A 16,789-nucleotide genomic window follows, 5' to 3' on the forward strand; every position below is an offset into this window, starting at 1 on the left:
GACAATCAGGCCGCAAGGTCGATTCGCATCCTCGACACGACTTGATGCCACCATCGTGTGATGAACACAGCGTGCTTCCGAATGTGACTTTCCGTCATCAATCCAGGCGAAACCCAGTTACTCCACGGTCGGGTGACGCCTTCGGCGACACCGCGCTGTAGGCCGCGTCACACCGGGCAAATCGGACGACGGCACGCTTCCGCGCCGGGCCCAAATCAGCCGGGAAGATCCGGGTGCCCGATACGGTGGGCCGGTGAGCCAGCCTCAGCGCGCGCGACGCGAAGAACCGTTCCTGCCGGAGCCGGAGGACATCACCGGGCTCATTCCCCGTGGCCTGCGGGTGAGCGCCGCATTGGCGTGGCGGTTCATCGTGGTGGCCGCCGCGCTCTACGCCGTCGTCTGGCTGATCGGCTACCTCGGCGTGGTGGTCGTCCCGCTGTCGATCGCGCTGCTGCTCGCGGCGTTGCTCGGCCCGGCGGTCTCGCGGCTGGTCAAATGGCGCGTCCCGCGGGGTCTGGCCACCGGGATCATGATCATCGCCGCGCTCGCGGTACTGGGCGGTCTGCTGACGTTCGTCATCACGCAGATCTCCGACGGCATGCCGCAGCTGCAGAAACAGCTCACCGAAAGCCTGAACCAGATCAAGAACTGGCTCATCAACGGGCCGCCGCATCTGAAGCAGGAACAAATCCAGGACTTCATCAACCAGGCCATCGACCTGTTGCAGAAGAATCAGCTGTCGATCACCACCACGGCGCTGACCACGGCGGGCACGGTCGGCGAGATCCTCACCGGTTTCGTGCTGACGCTGTTCATCCTGATCTTCTTCCTCACCGGCGGTGAGGGGATCTGGACGTTCCTGACCCGCGGCATCCCCCGGCAGGTGCGCCGCCGGTTCGACGTCGCCGGGCGCCGGGGATTCGCCTCGCTCGTCAGCTACGTCCGCGCCACCGCGGCGGTCGCGGTCGTGGACGCGGTGGGCATCGGCATCGGGCTGGCGATCGTGGGGGTCCCGCTCGTCGTCCCGCTGGCGACGCTGGTCTTCCTCGGCGCGTTCATCCCGATCATCGGCGCCGTCATCACGGGCGGGGTCGCGGTGCTCGTCGCGCTGGTGACCAAGGGCTTCGTCGGCGCGCTCATCGTGCTGGCCATCGTCATCGGCGTGATGCAGCTGGAGAGCCACATCCTGCAGCCGCTGCTGCTCGGGCGCGCGGTGAAGCTGCACCCGCTGGCCGTGGTCCTCGCGATCACCGCCGGCCTGGTCGTGGCCGGGATCGCCGGCGCGCTGCTCGCGGTGCCGCTGCTGGCCGTGGTGAATTCCGGCGTCCGGTCCTTCCTGCACGAGGGCGAAACGGATCCGGGGACCGTCGACGTGATGGACACCGCGGCGGCCAACCCGGACACCGACCCGCACGCGGAGACCGACGACAAGGACGAGAAATCGGACACCGGGAAAACCGAGTCGTGATCGCGCCGGTCGCCCGTGACCCGGCGACACCGCTGTGGCGTGGGGTGATCGTGCTGCGGGTGGTCACGCTGCTGTTCGCGGTCGGTGCGGTGTTCGTGCACCGGGCCGAGTACCAGCGTGAATGGCTGGCGTGGACGGTCCTCGGCGTGATGGCGGCGTGGACGCTGGTGACGAGCGTGTTCTACGCCTACGAATCCGGCCGATGGCGTGGCCTCGTCGTCGTCGACGTGCTGTTGACCTGCGCGCTGATGCTGACTTCACCGCTGGTGCTGTCGGACGCCCAATACGCGAAGACGGCACCGCTCATCACGACGGTGTGGGTGGCGGTAGCCCCGCTCACCGCCGGTGCGCGGTTCGGCGCGTCCGGCGGCGTGGTGGCCGGGCTGATCGTCGCCGTCGGCACCGGGTTCGCGCGGATGCGGTTCGACCTCGACGTCGCCCGCGACGGCGTGCTGTTGTGTGCGAGCGCGCTGCTGGTCGGGATGGCCGCGACGACGGCGCGTCGCTCGGCGGAGCGGCTGGCGCGGGCGTTGCGGACGGAAGCGGCGACGGCGGAGCGGGAACGGCTGGCGCGGACGATCCACGACAGCGTGTTGCAGGTGCTGGCCAGGGTTCGCCGCCGCGGCGGGGAACTCGGCGGCGAGGCCGCCGAACTCGCGCGGCTGGCCGGTGAGCAGGAGATCGCGTTGCGCGCGCTGGTGACGACGGAGCCGGTGAAGCCGAGTGGCCGGGGCACCACCGATCTGCGCTCGGCGCTGCAGTTGCTGGCGACGCCGTCGGTGCAGGTGTCGACGCCGGCGGGCGAGGTCGAGCTGCCCGCCCAGGTCACCGACGAGCTGGTCGCGGTCACCCGCGAGGCACTGTCCAATGTGGAGAAACACGCCGGACCGGACGCGCACGCGTGGGTGTTGCTGGAGGATCTGGGCGGCGAGGTCGTGGTGTCCATCCGCGACGACGGCCCGGGTATTCCCGACGGCGCGCTGGAACGCGCGGCGGCGCAAGGACATCTGGGAGTGGTGGAGTCCATCCGGGGGAGGGTGCGCGATCTCGGCGGGAGCGCGGCGCTGGACACCGCGCCGGGCAGCGGCACGGAGTGGGAAGTCAGGGTCCCGACCAGGAGGGGAACACGATGACGGACGAGCCGGGCAAGGTGTCGGTGATGGTGGTCGACGATCACCCGATCTGGCGAGACGGCGTGGCACGCGACCTGGCCGAGCACGGTTTCGACGTCCGGGCGACGGCCCCGGACGCGCCGGCCGCGCTGCGGATCGCGCGGGCGGTGCGCCCGGACGTCGTGCTGATGGACCTCAACCTCGGGGAGACCTCGGGGGTCGACGCGACCAGGGAGATCACCACCGCGCTGCCCGAGACGAAGGTGCTGGTGCTGTCCGCGAGCGGTGAACACAGCGACGTGCTCGAGGCGGTGAAGGCGGGCGCGTCCGGCTACCTGGTGAAATCGGCGTCGGCGGTGGAGCTGGTGGACGCGGTGCGCCGGACCGCGGCCGGCGATCCGGTGTTCACCGCCGGGCTGGCCGGGCTGGTGCTTGGCGAGTACCGGCGGATGGCCGACGCCCCGGCGGACGGTTCCGGCGGCGCCGAACCGCCGCGGCTCACCGAGCGCGAGACCGAGGTGCTGCGGCTGGTCGCGAAGGGACTGACGGCGCGGCAGATCGCCGAGAAACTGGTGCTCTCGCACCGCACGGTCGAGAACCACGTGCAGTCGACGCTGCGAAAACTCCAGCTGCACAACCGCGTCGAGCTGGCCCGCTACGCCATCGAGCACGGACTGGACGCGGAGTAGCGGTCACAGCGTCACGATGGTCTGGCCGCGTTCGGCCGGTGGCTTCGCCTTGCCGAGCCGCCACGCGGGCTCGCCCGGATGCCAGGCGCCGACGACGTCGTCGGCGAGCACCAGATCGCCCGCGTCGCTCCAGTCCAGCCCGGTGTGCTTGAGCCCGCCCGCCGTCGCGTAGGGCATCGACGGCACGTGACGCCAGGCCGCCGTGCCGAGATCCAGCAGCCACACGTCCCGCGTCTGGACGCTCGATCCCTGCCACGCCGGATCCCCGAACTCCACCGCGGCCAGCCGGCCGTCGCGGCTGGGCAGCGCGTTCGCCGTGCCGTTGGGCACCGGGCGGGCGAGCTGCTTCCGTGTCCCGTCGCGCAGGTCGAGCACGGTGAAGTCGATCAGCCCGCCGATCAGCAGCCGATCACCGGCGATCGCCATGATCCGCGGGAACTGGTAAATGGTCCGGCCGGTTTCCGGGTCGATCAGCACGTCCTCGCTCTGGGCGGCGTCGCCGTTGACGGTGATGAGGAGCCCGCGCGCGGATTCCTGACGGACGAACGTGCGGCAGCTGGCCGGCGTACCGGGTCCGGCCGCCTTGCCGGTCAGGGAGACGCGCTGGAGGCGGCAGCTTTCCGGACCGTCCTCGCGGATCAGCCACAGGCTCTCCCGGTCGGCGCCCGGAGCCGCGCTGCGTGCCTTGCCCAACGAGCGTGGTGAACCGCCGGGATCGGCGTAGACGTACACGTCCCACGGCTCGCACGTGGCCGTGCACATCGGCGCGTCGAGCAGCACCGGGGTGGTCCCGACCCGCAGCAACGAGGTCAGCCGTTGGCCTCCCGCCGCGCCCTTCAACGGGACGAGCGCGCCCGTGTCGGCGTCGAAGACGCCTGGTGGCGACGTCTGCAGCACGAGCCGGACCCCGATCCCGCCCGTCGCGGTCACTCCGGCGAGCCCAGGCGCCGGTGACGCCGATGAGGTCGGCGAAGTCGTGGGCGGTTGGTACGGCGGGGGCCCGGTGGTACATCCGCCCAGCACGAAGCCCGCCGCGATGACCGCGGCGAGCGCGCGAACTACGGGTCCGTTCAGGGTTTTTCCCCGATCTCCCATGGCAATCAGGGTTTTACCATCGTGGCCATGGGCGAGGAAGAGGCGGCCGAGACCGTGACCGAGACGAAGCCGTTGGGCCCGCGCGATCTGCGGGTGTCCGACAGCGAGCGGGAGCACGTGGTCGAGGTCCTGCAGAAGGCGATCGGGCGCGGCATGCTCGACCTCGACGAGTTCACCGAGCGGACCGACCGCGCGCTCGCCGCGCGGACCCGGGGCGAGCTGAACGCGGTCCTCGCCGACCTGCCCGGCCTGGTGCACCCGGACGCCGCGATGGTGCCGGTGCCGAGCCAGTACGCGCCGCCCGCGACGCTCCCGACCTTCGGCCAGGCGGTGGTGCTGCAGTCGAAGTACGGGTCGATCCTGCGCCAGGGCCCGTGGCTGGTGCCCGCCGAACTGGTCGTCCGCAACAAGTACGGGGGCACGAAGCTCGACTTCAGCCAGGCGGAGATCCCGCACCGGGTGGTGCGGATCCACGTCGACTGCAAATGGGGCTCGGTGGAGATCATCATCCCGGCGCACGCGGCGGTCGACATGAACAGCATCGGCGAAGCCAAGTTCGGCTCGATCGAGGACAAGACCTACTCGAACGGCCGCCAGGGGAATCCGCTCTTCGTGCTCACGGGCCGAGTCCACGGGGGTGGCCTGGTGGTCCGGAACCCACGCCGCGGCATCTTCGGCTGAGCCCCCGCCACACCTGCGCACCCCCCACCCGCCCTGGGGGCCAGCCCTGCATCATCCTATCGCCGGGGACCGACAAATCCCGGCGATAAGGCGTTGAAGGGCTGAGTTGTCCACACCGAGACGCTCCTGTGGACAAAGCCGGCGGCAGTAAAGGTCCCTTGCTTCCAACCCCACGGGGATGGGGCTTCGCTATGTGCTGAAGGCGTCCTTCAGCACCTCCCCGCGCTCGAGCGTGAGTAAAGGTCCCTTGCTCCCGCCGCCGAGGTCAGCGGGCGGTGGCTGCCCTGGCCGCGGCCGGGTCAGCGGCCGCCAGCGCGGCGGCGGCGAGCGTCTCGCACTCGGCGAGGGTGGCCGACGAGAGGGAGGCACCGACCGCCCGCACGGCGGGCGCGTTCATAGACAGGCTGGTCAGGCCCAATCCCGCGAGGACGAGAGCAAGCCGCGGATCGGCCGCGGCCTCGCCGCAGACCCCGGCGGGTTTGCCGGTCGCCTTCGCCGCGTCGCCGATGAACCGGAGCAGGCGCAGCAGACCGGGCTGCCACGGGTCGTTGAGCTTCGCGACCGCACCGAGCTGCCGGTCGGCGGCGAAGGTGTACTGCGCGAGGTCGTTGGTGCCGACCGACACGAAATCGACCACGTCGAGGATTTCACGGGCGGTGAGCGCGGCCGCCGGGATCTCGATCATCACCCCGGCCCGCGCGATGCCCGCCGCGCGGACCCGCTCGGCGAACCACGCCGCTTCGGCCGCGGTCGCGACCATCGGCGCCATGACCGATACCTCGGCGCCGGAGTCCTGCGCGGCACCCGCGATGGCTTCCAGCTGCCGGTCGAGGACGTCCGGGCGGTCGAAGGCGATCCGCAGGCCGCGCACGCCGAGCGCGGGGTTCGGCTCGGCCTCGGGGGAGAGGAAGGCGAGCGGCTTGTCGGCGCCGGCGTCCAGGGTCCGGACGATGACGGGCTTGCCGCGGAACGGCGCCAGCACCGCGGTGTAGGCCTTCCGCTGCTCCTCGACGGACGGCTCGCTGGGCGCGTCGAGGTAGCAGAATTCGGTGCGGAACAGGCCGACGCCCTCGGCGCCGGCGTCGGCCGCGGCCTGGGCGTCGGTGGCCGAGCCGACGTTGCCGTAGACCTTGACGCGGTGGCCGTCGGCGGTCGCGCCGGTGCCGTTCCACTCGACCGGGCCGAGCGCGGCCGCGGTCACGACGGCCGCGGCCGGATCGGCGACCTGGACCGTTCCGGCATCGCCGTCGACGGCCAGCGCCGCGGCGTCGAGCACCAGCAGCCCACGCACGGCGACCACAGCGGGGATGCCGAGCGCGCGGGCGAGGATGGCGGTGTGGCTGGTCGGCCCGCCCTCCTCGGTGACGAGCGCGAGCACCTTCGCCGGGTCGAGCCCCGCGGTGTCGGCCGGGGCGAGGTCGCGCGCCACGAGCACGCTGGGCGAGGTCAGTTCGGGCACCCCCGGCGGGGCGATGCCGAGCAGTTCGGCGACGAGCCGGTCGCGGACGTCCCGGATGTCGCGGACGCGTTCGGCCATGTACCCACCGGCCGCGGCCAGTGCCTCGGCGAACTTCTCCGCGGCCTGGTGGACGGCGCGGGCGGCGGGCAGGTTCTGCGTCTTGACCAGCTGTTCGGCCTGCGAGGCGAGCGCCGGATCGGCAGCCATCGCGGCGGTCGTGATCAGGATCGTCGCGGCCTCACCGGTCGCGCTCTCGGCCTGCTTCTCCAGCCGCGCGGCGACGGCCTGCGCGGCGGGCGCGATACGGGCCGCCTCGGCCGCCGGATCGGCGGGCGCGGGCGTCGCGGCGGGTTCGCCCAGCGGCTCGGCGACGCGGACGACGGGACCACTGGCACGACCGGGGCTGACGGCTACTCCGGTCAGCGACGACTCAGACATGGTCTAGACCATAGCTCAAGTAGGCGGCGATATCGCGGGGTGGAGCGCACCAGCCCTCCGATCGCACCCTGTCAAGTACCGGCCGCACCTCCTCGTGCCACCAGGCCTCGGCCAGTTCCTCCCTGGTCCGCACCGGTTTTCCCGCCAAACCACGGCGGAAACCCCACGCTTCGGCCGCGTCGGCGAGGCGGAGCCAGTCGGCCGGGTCGTCGAGCCACAGCCCGGTGCGGACGTCGTCGGCGAGCGGGACACGCTCGAGGAACCTGCGCTCGGCCGCCTTCTGCGGCAGGTGCGCGAGGGTGATGCACCGCTCCAGGAACGCGATCGTGCAGATCTTCCGCACCCGCGCCCGGATCGTCGCGGACCCGCGCACTCGGGAGATCGACACGCGGTGGTGGCCGTCCTCGACGAAGTACAACTCGCCGATCCGGACCAGCCGCACCGGCGGCAGATCGGCCGACGTCCCGGCCAGCGCCTCCCAGCGCTCCCGCAGCGCGCGGTTACGCGGCCGGAATTCCCGGTCGAAGTCGTCCACCCTGGCGACCGTCCCCACCACGGCGTCGAGCACGACGTCCCGCTCGCCCTCGTCCGCTTCACTCTGTCTGCCGAGCGCCGCCAGCGTCTCGTCGAGCGGCATGATCGCCAGGTCTTCACGACGACGCGCACGCTGGGCGAGGTGACCACGCCACCACGCCGAACCGAAGGAATCCGCGGCCATATGAGGTCCAACGTCACCGGCCAGGCAGGTCATTCCCCCAGCTCGGCGGCGGTGGGATAGGACGGCTGGGCGCCATGGCGGGTGACGCTGACCGCCGCGACCTTGACCGCGCGCCGAGCCGCTTCGACCAGCCCCGCTCCGGCCGCGAGCGACGCGGCGAGCGCTCCGGCGAAGGCGTCCCCGGCTCCCGTGGTGTCGACCGGCTCGACCTTCGGCGACGCCACTTCGGTGAGACTCTCGCCTTCGACCACGACCACGCCGGCCGCGCCCAGGGTGACGACCGCGGCACGTGGGCCGAGCTCGAGCAACCGGCGCGGATCCGCGCCCGGTTCCTCGCCGAGCAGCCAGGCGGCCTCGTGCTCGTTGACCAGCAGGACGTCGAGTGCGGCGAGCGTTTCGCGCGAGACCTCGGCGACCGGCGAGAGGTTGAGCAGGACCCGGACGCCCTTCGCCGCAGCGGCCGCGACCACGTGCTCGATGGTCGGCACCGGCAACTCGAGCGAGGCGACCAGCACCTTGACGCCGTCGAGAGCGTTGTCGATGTCCTCGGGCCGCAGACTGGAATTGGCGCCGGGGGACACGAGAATCGCGTTCTCGCCGTCCGGTGTCACCGTGATGTAGGCAATTCCTGTCGGGCGATCAGTGGTCCGGACCAGCTCGGTGGAAACCCCGGCGTCGCGCAGGGACCCGAGCAGCAGCGCACCGTAGGAATCGTCGCCGACCGCGCCGAGCAGTGCGACATCCGCGCCGAGCCGACCGGCCGCGACCGCCGTGTTGGCTCCCTTGCCGCCGGGAAAAATGGCCGTGTCACCGCCGAGAACGGTCTCGCCGCCGCCCGGCCTGCGCTCGACCGGAACGACCAGATCGGCGTTCGCGGGCCCCACGATCAGTACGTCGGCACACATGGCCCCAACTCTGCCATGCGGGCCATTCCCGTTGAGCGGCAACCACCAGTCCTGGGAAGATGAAGGTTTTTGTAACTTATCCGCCGCACGGTGCGACAATCAGTCGTGCAGCGGACAGTCACTCACTCGATCGGGGGAACTCAGTCCCCCAGGCGTCACTTCGACGAGCGGCTGCCGCTCTCTTGATGCGTTGCCGCGGCAAAGCGGTGACGTTGCCCGAACCGGCCTGAGAAACCGGGCAGGGCATCGGGTCGCCGGTGCCGATCACGTAGCCCCCCGAGTGATCGGCACCGGCGGCGCCCCGGGTTTTCCCTACTCTGCTTCGGTGGACATCCTGGTACCAACTGTCACACACCGTTCGTAGCGTTCGGGGCATGACGTTCTTCGACTGGAAACGCGCGGTGTACGCCATGGTCGCGTTGCCCGCGTACTTCGGCGGGGCGCGAGCACAGCGATGGCTGGCAAGCCGCTGGCTGGGAATCGAATCCAAGGGCATCGGGAAGCCGCGTTATCTGGCGGCGGCCGGTCTGGGAATTCCGGCGTTCCTGATCGCCACACTGGTCTGGTACCTCGTCGGGAGAATCGCGACGTTCGGCTTTTTCTGGACCGAAGCGGGCGCCGCGGGTTCCTGGGGCGGGCCCTCTCTGCTCGGTGCCTGGGTCGTGCATTTCTTCGCGGCGCTCGGAATGGTGCTGGTCTGCCTGTGGCTGCTGCGGCCGCTGACGACGGGGCAGGCGCGATTGCTCGCCCCTTGACGGCACGTTCCTGATCAGCCCGGATGCCGTGGCACCTAGAATGTCCGAATGAGCCACCCCACCCGACGGGGTCGCGCGCGGGCAGCGACCGAGCAGGACATCCGACGGACCGCCCGGGCGCTGCTGGTCGAGCAAGGTCCGGAGGCGGTCACGTTGCGGGCGATCGCCCGCGAGCTCGGGATCACCGCGCCCGCCCTCTACCGGTACTACGAATCGCGGGACGACCTCGTCGAGAACCTGCGGCTCGACGTCTGCGCGGATCTCGCCGCGGAGCTGGGCGACGAGATCGCCGACCTGCCCGACGACGGCACGCTGCAGTTGTTCGCGATCTGCAAGGGGTTCCGGCGCTGGGCGTTGACGCACACCAAGGAGTTCACGCTGGTGTTCGCGTCGCCGACGGGCGGCGTCGGCACCGGATCGGCGAGCGCGCTGCGACGCTTCGGCGAGCCGTTCGGGCGCATCTTCCTCGCCGCCGCGAGCCGGGTGCTGGCCACGCACGACATCGTGACCCCGCCCGCCGACGTCATCCCGCCCGAGATCCGCGACGATCTGGCCCTCTTCCAGCGTGAACTCCTCGCCGTGCTCGCCGAATCGGGGCTCGAGCTCCCGGCCGAGAAGCTCGACCTCGGCGTGACGTACCTGATGATCCAGTTCTGGGCCCGGCTCTACGGGCACGTCACGCTCGAGGTCTTCGGCAACTACCCGATCCCGGTGTCGAAGCCGGACGTCCTGTTCGACTCGACGCTCGCCGATCTGGCGCGGGAGATCGGGCTCTCCCTCGGCTAGGCGGCGTGGCCGCCGTCGACCGAGAGGATCGCGGCGGTGACGTAGCCGCTGGCCGGCGCCGCGAGGAACGCCACCGTGTTCGCGACCTCGCCCGCCTCGCCGTACCGGTCGAACACCGTCAGGGAACGCTGGTCAGCGGCGTATGGGCCGTCGGCCGGGTTCATGTCGGTGTCGGTCGGGCCGGGCTGGACGAGGTTCACCGTGATGCCCCGCGGGCCGAGCTCACGGGCAAGCCCCTTGGTGAGCCCGACCATGGCGGTCTTGCTCAGCGCGTACAGCGTCATTCCCGGGCCGGGCACGCGCTCGGCGACACAGCTGCCGATGGTGATCACGCGACCGCCGTCCCCGAGGTGACCGGCGGCCGCCTTGGTCGCCGCGAACACGCCGCGGACGTTGACCGCGAGCACCCTGTCCACGTCGTCGATTCCGGTCGCCTCCAGCGGGCCGACGAACCCGACGCCCGCGTTGTTGACCAGGATGTCGAGCCTGCCGAACTCGGCGACCGTGGCGTCGACCGCCCTGGTGACCGCGTCCGCGTCGGCGCTGTCGGCCTGCACGGCCAGCGCGCGGCGGCCGAGCGCCTTGATCCGGTCCACGATCCCGGCCGCTTTTTCGCCGTTGGTCGCGTACGTCAGCGCGACGTCGGCGCCCTCCTCGGCGAGCCGCAGCGCGGTGGCCGCCCCAATGCCGCGGCTGCCGCCGGTCACCAGCGCCACCTTGCCGTCGAGCGTCATCCCCGTACTCCTTCGATGTGCCGTTTTCCTTACGACTCCATCGAATCGGGATCCTCGACGCGAAGCTGGCGCCTTTCGGCCGTCACGTTTCGCCGCCCGCACTGCGGCTCCCCCAGTGCTCGGGGCATCCCCCACCCACCACGGGGGACGACCCCGAAATCAGTCTATCGCCGGGAGGGCCTCAAACCCGGCGGTCGGGAAATCTGTGGACAACGGGGTCAGTTGTGGACAACTCCGCGGCAGGGGAGGCGAGTGTCCTTTGTGGACCTTGGAGGCGTTATGGCGCGAGCCGAGGGACGCCCTTGGTGCGCTCGATGCGTCGAGGGCGTCCCTCGGTGCGGCCAACGCACCGAAGGCGTCCCTCGGCACACACGCACACCCGGAAAGCCGTGAAGGCCTCCTTACCGGCGCTGAGCGCTGGGAAGGAGGCCTTCACGGACCACCAAAAGCCGGAGGCGGCTAAAGGACGATGTTCACCAGGCGGCCGGGCACCACGATGACCTTGCGCGGCGCCTTGTCCCCGACCAGTGCCGCGATCTTCTCGTCGGCCAACGCCGCCTTCCGGACGTCCTCGCCCGCCGCGTCGGCCGGGACGGTGATCCGCGAGCGGACCTTGCCGTTGACCTGGATCGGGTACTCGACGGTGTTCTCCACCAGGTACTTCTCGTCCACCACCGGGAACGGCCCGTGCACCAGCGAGTCGGCGTGGCCCATGCGGTGCCACAGTTCCTCGGCGATGTGCGGGGCCAGCGGCGAAAGCATCAGCACCAGAGGCTCGGCCAGTTCGCGCGGCGTGGCTTCCGCCGAGCCGTACGCCTTGGTCAGGTAGTTGTTCAGCTCGATCAGCTTCGCGCCCGCGGTGTTGAACCGCATCTCCTGGTAGTCCTCGCGGACCCCGGCGATCGTCCGGTGCAGCTGCGCGCGGTCCTCATCCGTAGCGTCCACAGTGGACACTCGAACGTCACCGGTGTTCTCGTCGACGACCAGGCGCCACAACCGCTGCAGGAACCGCTGCGCGCCCACGACGTCCTTGGTGGCCCACGGGCGGGAAACGTCCAGCGGTCCCATGGACATCTCGTAGAACCGGAACGTGTCGGCGCCGTAGTTCGCCGCCATTTCGTCGGGCGTGACGACGTTCTTCAGGCTCTTGCCCATCTTGCCGTACTCCTGGGTGACTTCCTCACCCTCGAAGAAGAACTTCCCGTCCTTCTCCTCGACCTTGTCGGCCGGGACGTAGACACCACGCGAATCGGTGTAGGCGAAGGCCTGGACATAGCCCTGGTTGAACAGCTTCCGGTACGGCTCCTTCGAGGACACGTGCCCCAGGTCGAACAGGACCTTGTGCCAGAACCGCGAGTACAGCAGGTGCAGCACGGCGTGCTCGACACCGCCGACGTACAGGTCCGTGCCGCCCGGGTCGTCCACACCGTGCTCTGCGGGCCGCGGGCCGACCCAGTACGCCTCGTTCTCCGGGGCGACCAGCGCCTCGGTGTTGGTCGGGTCCAGGTACCGCAGCTGGTACCAGCAGGAGCCCGCCCAGTTCGGCATCGTGTTGATGTCGCGGCGGTAGGTCTTGGGCCCGTCGCCCAGATCCAGCTCGACCTCGACCCAGTCGGTGGCGCGGGCCAGCGGCGAGGACGGCTTGCTCTCGCGGTCCTCCGGGTCGAAGGTCACCGGGGAGTAGTCCGCGACCTCGGGCAGCTCGATCGGCAGCATCGACTCGGGCAGCGCGTGGACCATGCCGTCCTCGTCGTACACCACCGGGAACGGCTCGCCCCAGTAACGCTGCCGCGAGAACAGCCAGTCGCGCAGCTTGAACTGCACGGTGCCCTCGCCGTGGCCATGCTCTTCCAGCCACTCGATGGTCGTCTTCTTGGCCTCGCCGACGCCCATGCCATCCAAGCTGAGCCCATTATCCTGGCGAGAGTTGATCGCCGGACCGTCGCCGGTGAACGCCTTGCCCTCGAAGCCTTCCGACGGCTGCACGGTCCGGATGATCTCCAGGCCGAACTTCTCCGCGAACTCCCAGTCGCGCACGTCCTGGCCGGGCACCGCCATGATCGCGCCGGTGCCGTAGCCCATCAGCACGTAGTCGGCGACGAAGACCGGGATTTCCTTGCCGTTGACCGGGTTCACCGCGTAGGAGCCGGTGAAGACGCCGGTCTTCTCCTTGTTCTCCTGACGGTCCAATTCGGACTTCCGCGACGCCGCCACCCGGTACTCCGCGATGGCCTCGGCGGGCGTGGCGGCACCGGAGGTCCAGCGCTCGTCGACGCCCTCCGGCCACGCCTCGGTGGTCAGTCCGTCGACCAGCGGATGCTCCGGCGCCAGCACCATGTACGTCGCGCCGAACAGCGTGTCGGGCCGCGTCGTGAAGACCTCGATCGCCGACTCGCCGGCGGTGAAGGTCACGCGGGCGCCGTGCGAGCGGCCGATCCAGTTGCGCTGCATGGACTTGACCTTCTCCGGCCAGTCCAGCAGGTCCAGGTCGTCGACCAGCCGGTCGGCGTAGGCGGTGATCCGCATCATCCACTGGCGCAGGCTGCGCCGGAACACCGGGAAGTTCCCGCGCTCGCTGCGGCCCTCGGCGGTGACCTCCTCGTTGGACAGCACCGTGCCCAGACCGGGGCACCAGTTCACCGGCGCCTCGGAGATGTACACCAGCCGGTGTTCATCGATGATCTCGCGCTGTTCCGCCCTCGTCAGCTCGCACCAGTTACGGCCGTCGGGGGTGCGGCGCTTGTCCTGCGCGTACTCCGTCTCCAGCTCGACGATCGGACGTGCTTTGCCCGCCTTCTCGTCGTACCAGGAGTTGAAGATCTGCAGGAAGATCCACTGCGTCCACTTGTAGTACCCGGGGTCGATCGTGGAGATGCGGCGGCGCTCGTCGTGGCCCAGCCCCAGGCGCCGGATCTGGCGCAGGTAGGTCTGGATGTTCTCCTCGGTGGTCTTGCGCGGGTGCTGCCCGGTCTGCACCGCGTACTGCTCGGCGGGCAGGCCGAAGGCGTCGAAGCCCATCGTGTGCAGCACGTTCCGGCCGATCATCCGGTGGAACCGCGCGAAGACGTCGGTGCTGATGAAGCCCAGCGGGTGCCCGACGTGCAGGCCCGCGCCCGAGGGGTACGGGAACATGTCCAGCAGGAACAGCTTGTCCGATGGCACGGGCTGCCCCTCGACCGCGAGCGGGCCGACCGGGTTCGGCGCCTGGTAGGTGCCGTGGTCGGACCAGTACCCCTGCCAGCGCTGTTCGATCTGGCCTGCCAGCTCCGCGTTGTAGCGGTGCTGGGGGGCCGCGTCGGTCCCGCTCTGGTTCATCGCCGCATTCCTCCGTGCCTATCCACGTCAAGCCACTCCAGAAACAACTCGACCCCCCAGCCCGAGGGCATGAGGGGTCGCCGCGCTGATCGGCCGTTTGGCCGAGGTCAGCGCGGCAGGCTAAGGAGCAGCCGAGCCGTGTTCATGATGACTATCGTAACTTGCTGGTCAAAGCCGTTCCGCTGGGACCGCCAGTGCGATGAACTGGGTCACCTGGGTCGCCGAGAAATTGTCGTCGCTGACGAGTACCAGGCTGCGCTCGCCACCGGGCAGGCGCGGACCCCACGTCATTCCCTCGACGTTGTCCACAGTGGACAGCTTGAAACCGGAAAGGTCGGCCAGCAAACGCTTGCGGACCGGCTTGACGTGTTTGTCGCCCGCAAGCGAAGCGACTTCGAGCACGTTGGTGGCGCCCTTGGTGTCGATCTCGAAGATGCGGATCTTGTTGCCGACGCCGGTGACGAAGGAGCGTTCCATCACCAGGTAGCGGGTCGGGTCGGCCTGGTCGACGGCGAGCAGCGACGAGATGCCGGTGGTCGCGAAGCCGTCCGACGGCGTCGGCGAGGCGAAGAGCTTCTCCTGCGGGTACGCGTACTGCGCGAGCACCGGCCCGAAACGGGACTGAACGGTAATACGGGACAAAGCACCCTGCGTCGCGGTCGGTACCGGGCCATCCTGGAGCAACGGGCCCTCGACGGAGCTGGCGACCAGCGTGCCGAACGCGGCGAAGGTGAGACCTTCGAGTACGAGGTTCTGCCGCGGCCCCGCCACCGGCGTCATCCTCTCGTTGGCGGGAATCGGCAGGTCACGGACGTATTTCCCGTCGCGTCGGGCCTCGCGGATCGATGGGTCGATCAACGTCGTGCCGGTGCGTTCGCCCTCCTGTGCCCAGAAGTAGTGGCCGGTCCACGGGTCGACCCGCAGTTCCTCGGGGTCGATCGTCTGCTCGTTCTGCGGCGCCTTGGGGTCGTTCTTCGCGAGCGGCGGGTAGGGCGTGCCGTCCGGGCGCAGCAGCGGATGCGTGCCGGTGAACGCGACGTCGCCGACGCCGTGCGCGTTGACGGGGAACTTCGCCGTGTAGAAGCGGGCGGGATTGATCGCGGACCGGTCGTCGCAGATCAAGGCGTACTCGCCGGTGCGCGGGTCGTAGTCGATCGAGGAGAGCCCGCCGACGGTCGTTCCCTCGAACGGCGCCGCGTGCGGGACGATCCGTTCCCCGATCAGGCGGACCTGACGGTGACTCGGAGTCGCTTCGGCGACGGGAACGCTCAACAGGGTGAGGGGGAGCGCCGCAGCCATGGCGGCGGCCAACACACGACGTGACATGGCCTGTAGCACAGTCGATCAGGGTATCCGGCAGGTTGCCGGGACGTCACGCTTATCCTCGTGAGGTGATCGCTGCAGCGCTCGTCCCGATTCTGCTGGGTGCCGTCGTCGGCTGGGGTGGCTTCCTCGGCCTCCGTGAGCGGCTGACACGGGAGAGCAGCACGGGCGTGCGCACCCGTGCGTCGATGCGCAGTGAAGAGGCGTTCAAGCTGGCGAACCGGGTGGCCGGGCTGCCGACCCTTGTCGGTGGCGTGATCGGTGTGGTCGCCGGTGTCGCGGCACTCGTCATGCCCACCACGGCCGGGCTGCTCGCCGCTGCCGTCGCGGGGGTGCTCGGCATGTTCGTGCTGGTCATCGGCGGCGGAGTGCTCGGCAACCGGGCTGCCGCGACGGTGCCCGCTCCCGCGCCCGCCGCCCCGGCCGGATGCAGCGGCTGCGCCTGCGGTGCCGGTGGCTGCGGCGTGCTCCAGCGTTCGGAGAGCTGACCGGGACGAGCGCCCGAATGTGGCATTGGGTGCACTCAACGCACTGAATGCCACATTGGGTGCGTTGGACGCACCGACGGAGCGTTCGCGACACACGCCCTGGGCTCAGTTGCGCTGGAGGTCGCCGGGGTGGGTGGCCAGCAGTGCGATCGGAACACCCTGACGTCGCAGCACCTGGCCCCACAGGTCGCGGTTCGGGGAGGCCAGGATGTCGCTCGGCAGCGCGGGCACGATGACCCAGTCCTCGTGTTCGATTTCCCCGGCGAGCTGACCGGAGTCCCAGCCCGCGTAGCCCGCGAAAACCCGCACGCCGCGGACCTTCGGCACGAGGACCTCCGGGTCGGTGTCCAGATCGACCAGTGCGACCGGACCACGGACCGCGATCACCCCCGGCACGCTCGCCGCTGTCTCGCCGGTGCGCAACGCGGCCAGGCACAGCGCGGTTTTCTTCTCCACCGGCCCGCCGACGAACACCGCCTGCGGCTCGGCGACGTGTGTGCCCCAGTTCGGCAGGACATCGTGCACGGCGACGTCGCTCGGACGGTTCAGTACCACCCCGAGAGTGCCCTCGTCCCGGTGATCGATGACGAACACGACCGTCCGCCGGAAGTTCGGGTCGAGCATCGTGGGGGCGGCGACCAGGAGCGTTCCCGGCTCAACCTCGGCGTCCGCAGGCACATCGCCCATGATCCCACCCCGGTGCACACGAATTCGCCCGGCACCGGGAACAAACGCACCACGCACCCCGTTGGACACACTGGTCGGCGCACTCCGTGTCCCCCGGGCTCACTGAAGAACCGCCTTTGTGGAATACCGTTCGGCC

The 16,789-nt window shown here is 70.1% G+C and carries 15 protein-coding genes; 7 read left to right on the top strand and 8 right to left on the bottom strand.

What is annotated here, in order from left to right; translation table 11 throughout:
* Positions 1-253 precede the first annotated feature (253 nt).
* The 3 genes from ACFWY9_RS09600 to ACFWY9_RS09610 are packed head-to-tail and all read left to right on the top strand — an operon-like array spanning position 254 to position 3,269.
* Positions 254-1,468, top strand: coding sequence for an AI-2E family transporter (locus tag ACFWY9_RS09600; protein ID WP_378326563.1), 1,215 nt, complete (start codon positions 254-256; stop codon positions 1,466-1,468).
* Positions 1,465-2,601, top strand: coding sequence for a MacS family sensor histidine kinase (gene macS, locus ACFWY9_RS09605; protein WP_378326562.1), 1,137 nt, complete (start codon positions 1,465-1,467; stop codon positions 2,599-2,601). The genes ACFWY9_RS09600 and macS overlap by 4 nt, the downstream gene beginning before the upstream one ends.
* Positions 2,598-3,269 carry a response regulator gene (locus ACFWY9_RS09610; RefSeq protein ID WP_378338617.1) on the top strand — a complete coding sequence of 224 codons (672 nt, stop codon included), beginning with the start codon at positions 2,598-2,600 and terminating at the stop codon, positions 3,267-3,269. Before macS ends, ACFWY9_RS09610 begins: the two co-directional genes overlap by 4 nt.
* A 3-nt stretch (positions 3,270-3,272) precedes the next feature.
* Here ACFWY9_RS09610 and ACFWY9_RS09615 read toward each other — a convergent pair whose 3' ends face one another.
* Positions 3,273-4,364 (bottom strand): hypothetical protein, encoded by a 1,092-nt coding sequence (locus ACFWY9_RS09615; RefSeq protein ID WP_378338618.1) that lies wholly within the window; start codon positions 4,362-4,364, stop codon positions 3,273-3,275.
* A gap of 27 nt (positions 4,365-4,391) precedes the next feature.
* Between ACFWY9_RS09615 and ACFWY9_RS09620 the strand changes: the two genes are divergently transcribed.
* The gene (locus ACFWY9_RS09620) at positions 4,392-5,045 is read left to right on the top strand and encodes a DUF1707 domain-containing protein (protein ID WP_378326559.1); all 654 of its coding nucleotides are present in this window, start codon (positions 4,392-4,394) and stop codon (positions 5,043-5,045) included.
* A gap of 265 nt (positions 5,046-5,310) precedes the next feature.
* Here ACFWY9_RS09620 and ptsP read toward each other — a convergent pair whose 3' ends face one another.
* The 3 genes from ptsP to ACFWY9_RS09635 are packed head-to-tail and all read right to left on the bottom strand — an operon-like array spanning position 5,311 to position 8,565.
* On the bottom strand, positions 5,311-6,942 hold the full coding sequence (gene ptsP / locus ACFWY9_RS09625; protein ID WP_378338619.1) for a phosphoenolpyruvate--protein phosphotransferase: 1,632 nt from the start codon (positions 6,940-6,942) through the stop codon (positions 5,311-5,313).
* Complete coding sequence (locus tag ACFWY9_RS09630; protein ID WP_378326557.1) at positions 6,935-7,660, bottom strand: hypothetical protein; 726 nt, start codon at positions 7,658-7,660, stop codon at positions 6,935-6,937. Before ACFWY9_RS09630 ends, ptsP begins: the two co-directional genes overlap by 8 nt.
* A gap of 29 nt (positions 7,661-7,689) precedes the next feature.
* Positions 7,690-8,565, bottom strand: coding sequence for a ribokinase (locus ACFWY9_RS09635; RefSeq protein ID WP_378326556.1), 876 nt, complete (start codon positions 8,563-8,565; stop codon positions 7,690-7,692).
* Between the two features lie 374 nt (positions 8,566-8,939).
* Between ACFWY9_RS09635 and ACFWY9_RS09640 the strand changes: the two genes are divergently transcribed.
* Positions 8,940-9,320 (top strand): hypothetical protein, encoded by a 381-nt coding sequence (locus tag ACFWY9_RS09640; RefSeq protein WP_378326555.1) that lies wholly within the window; start codon positions 8,940-8,942, stop codon positions 9,318-9,320.
* Between the two features lie 48 nt (positions 9,321-9,368).
* Positions 9,369-10,106: a TetR/AcrR family transcriptional regulator gene (locus ACFWY9_RS09645; protein ID WP_378326554.1), complete on the top strand. Its 738-nt coding sequence runs from the start codon at positions 9,369-9,371 to the stop codon at positions 10,104-10,106.
* Here the strand turns inward: ACFWY9_RS09645 and ACFWY9_RS09650 are convergent.
* From ACFWY9_RS09650 to ACFWY9_RS09660, 3 genes are all read right to left on the bottom strand, one after another.
* Positions 10,103-10,840: a 3-oxoacyl-ACP reductase family protein gene (locus tag ACFWY9_RS09650; protein WP_378326553.1), complete on the bottom strand. Its 738-nt coding sequence runs from the start codon at positions 10,838-10,840 to the stop codon at positions 10,103-10,105. The genes ACFWY9_RS09645 and ACFWY9_RS09650 overlap by 4 nt on opposite strands.
* 459 nt (positions 10,841-11,299) lie before the next feature.
* Positions 11,300-14,155, bottom strand: coding sequence for a leucine--tRNA ligase (gene leuS, locus ACFWY9_RS09655; protein WP_378326552.1), 2,856 nt, complete (start codon positions 14,153-14,155; stop codon positions 11,300-11,302).
* A 168-nt stretch (positions 14,156-14,323) separates the two neighbouring features.
* Entirely contained in the window at positions 14,324-15,481 is a 1,158-nt protein-coding gene (locus ACFWY9_RS09660; protein ID WP_378326551.1) for an esterase-like activity of phytase family protein, read from the bottom strand.
* 65 nt (positions 15,482-15,546) lie between these two features.
* Here ACFWY9_RS09660 and ACFWY9_RS09665 point away from each other — a divergent pair, with 65 nt between their 5' ends.
* Positions 15,547-15,966, top strand: coding sequence for an SdpI family protein (locus ACFWY9_RS09665; protein ID WP_378326550.1), 420 nt, complete (start codon positions 15,547-15,549; stop codon positions 15,964-15,966).
* 105 nt (positions 15,967-16,071) lie between these two features.
* Here ACFWY9_RS09665 and ACFWY9_RS09670 read toward each other — a convergent pair whose 3' ends face one another.
* Positions 16,072-16,653, bottom strand: coding sequence for a YqgE/AlgH family protein (locus ACFWY9_RS09670; RefSeq protein ID WP_378326549.1), 582 nt, complete (start codon positions 16,651-16,653; stop codon positions 16,072-16,074).
* Positions 16,654-16,789: the final 136 nt, after the last annotated feature.

The sequence above is a fragment of the Amycolatopsis sp. NPDC059027 genome (genome assembly GCF_042739735.1).
Taxonomy (GTDB): domain Bacteria; phylum Actinomycetota; class Actinomycetes; order Mycobacteriales; family Pseudonocardiaceae; genus Amycolatopsis.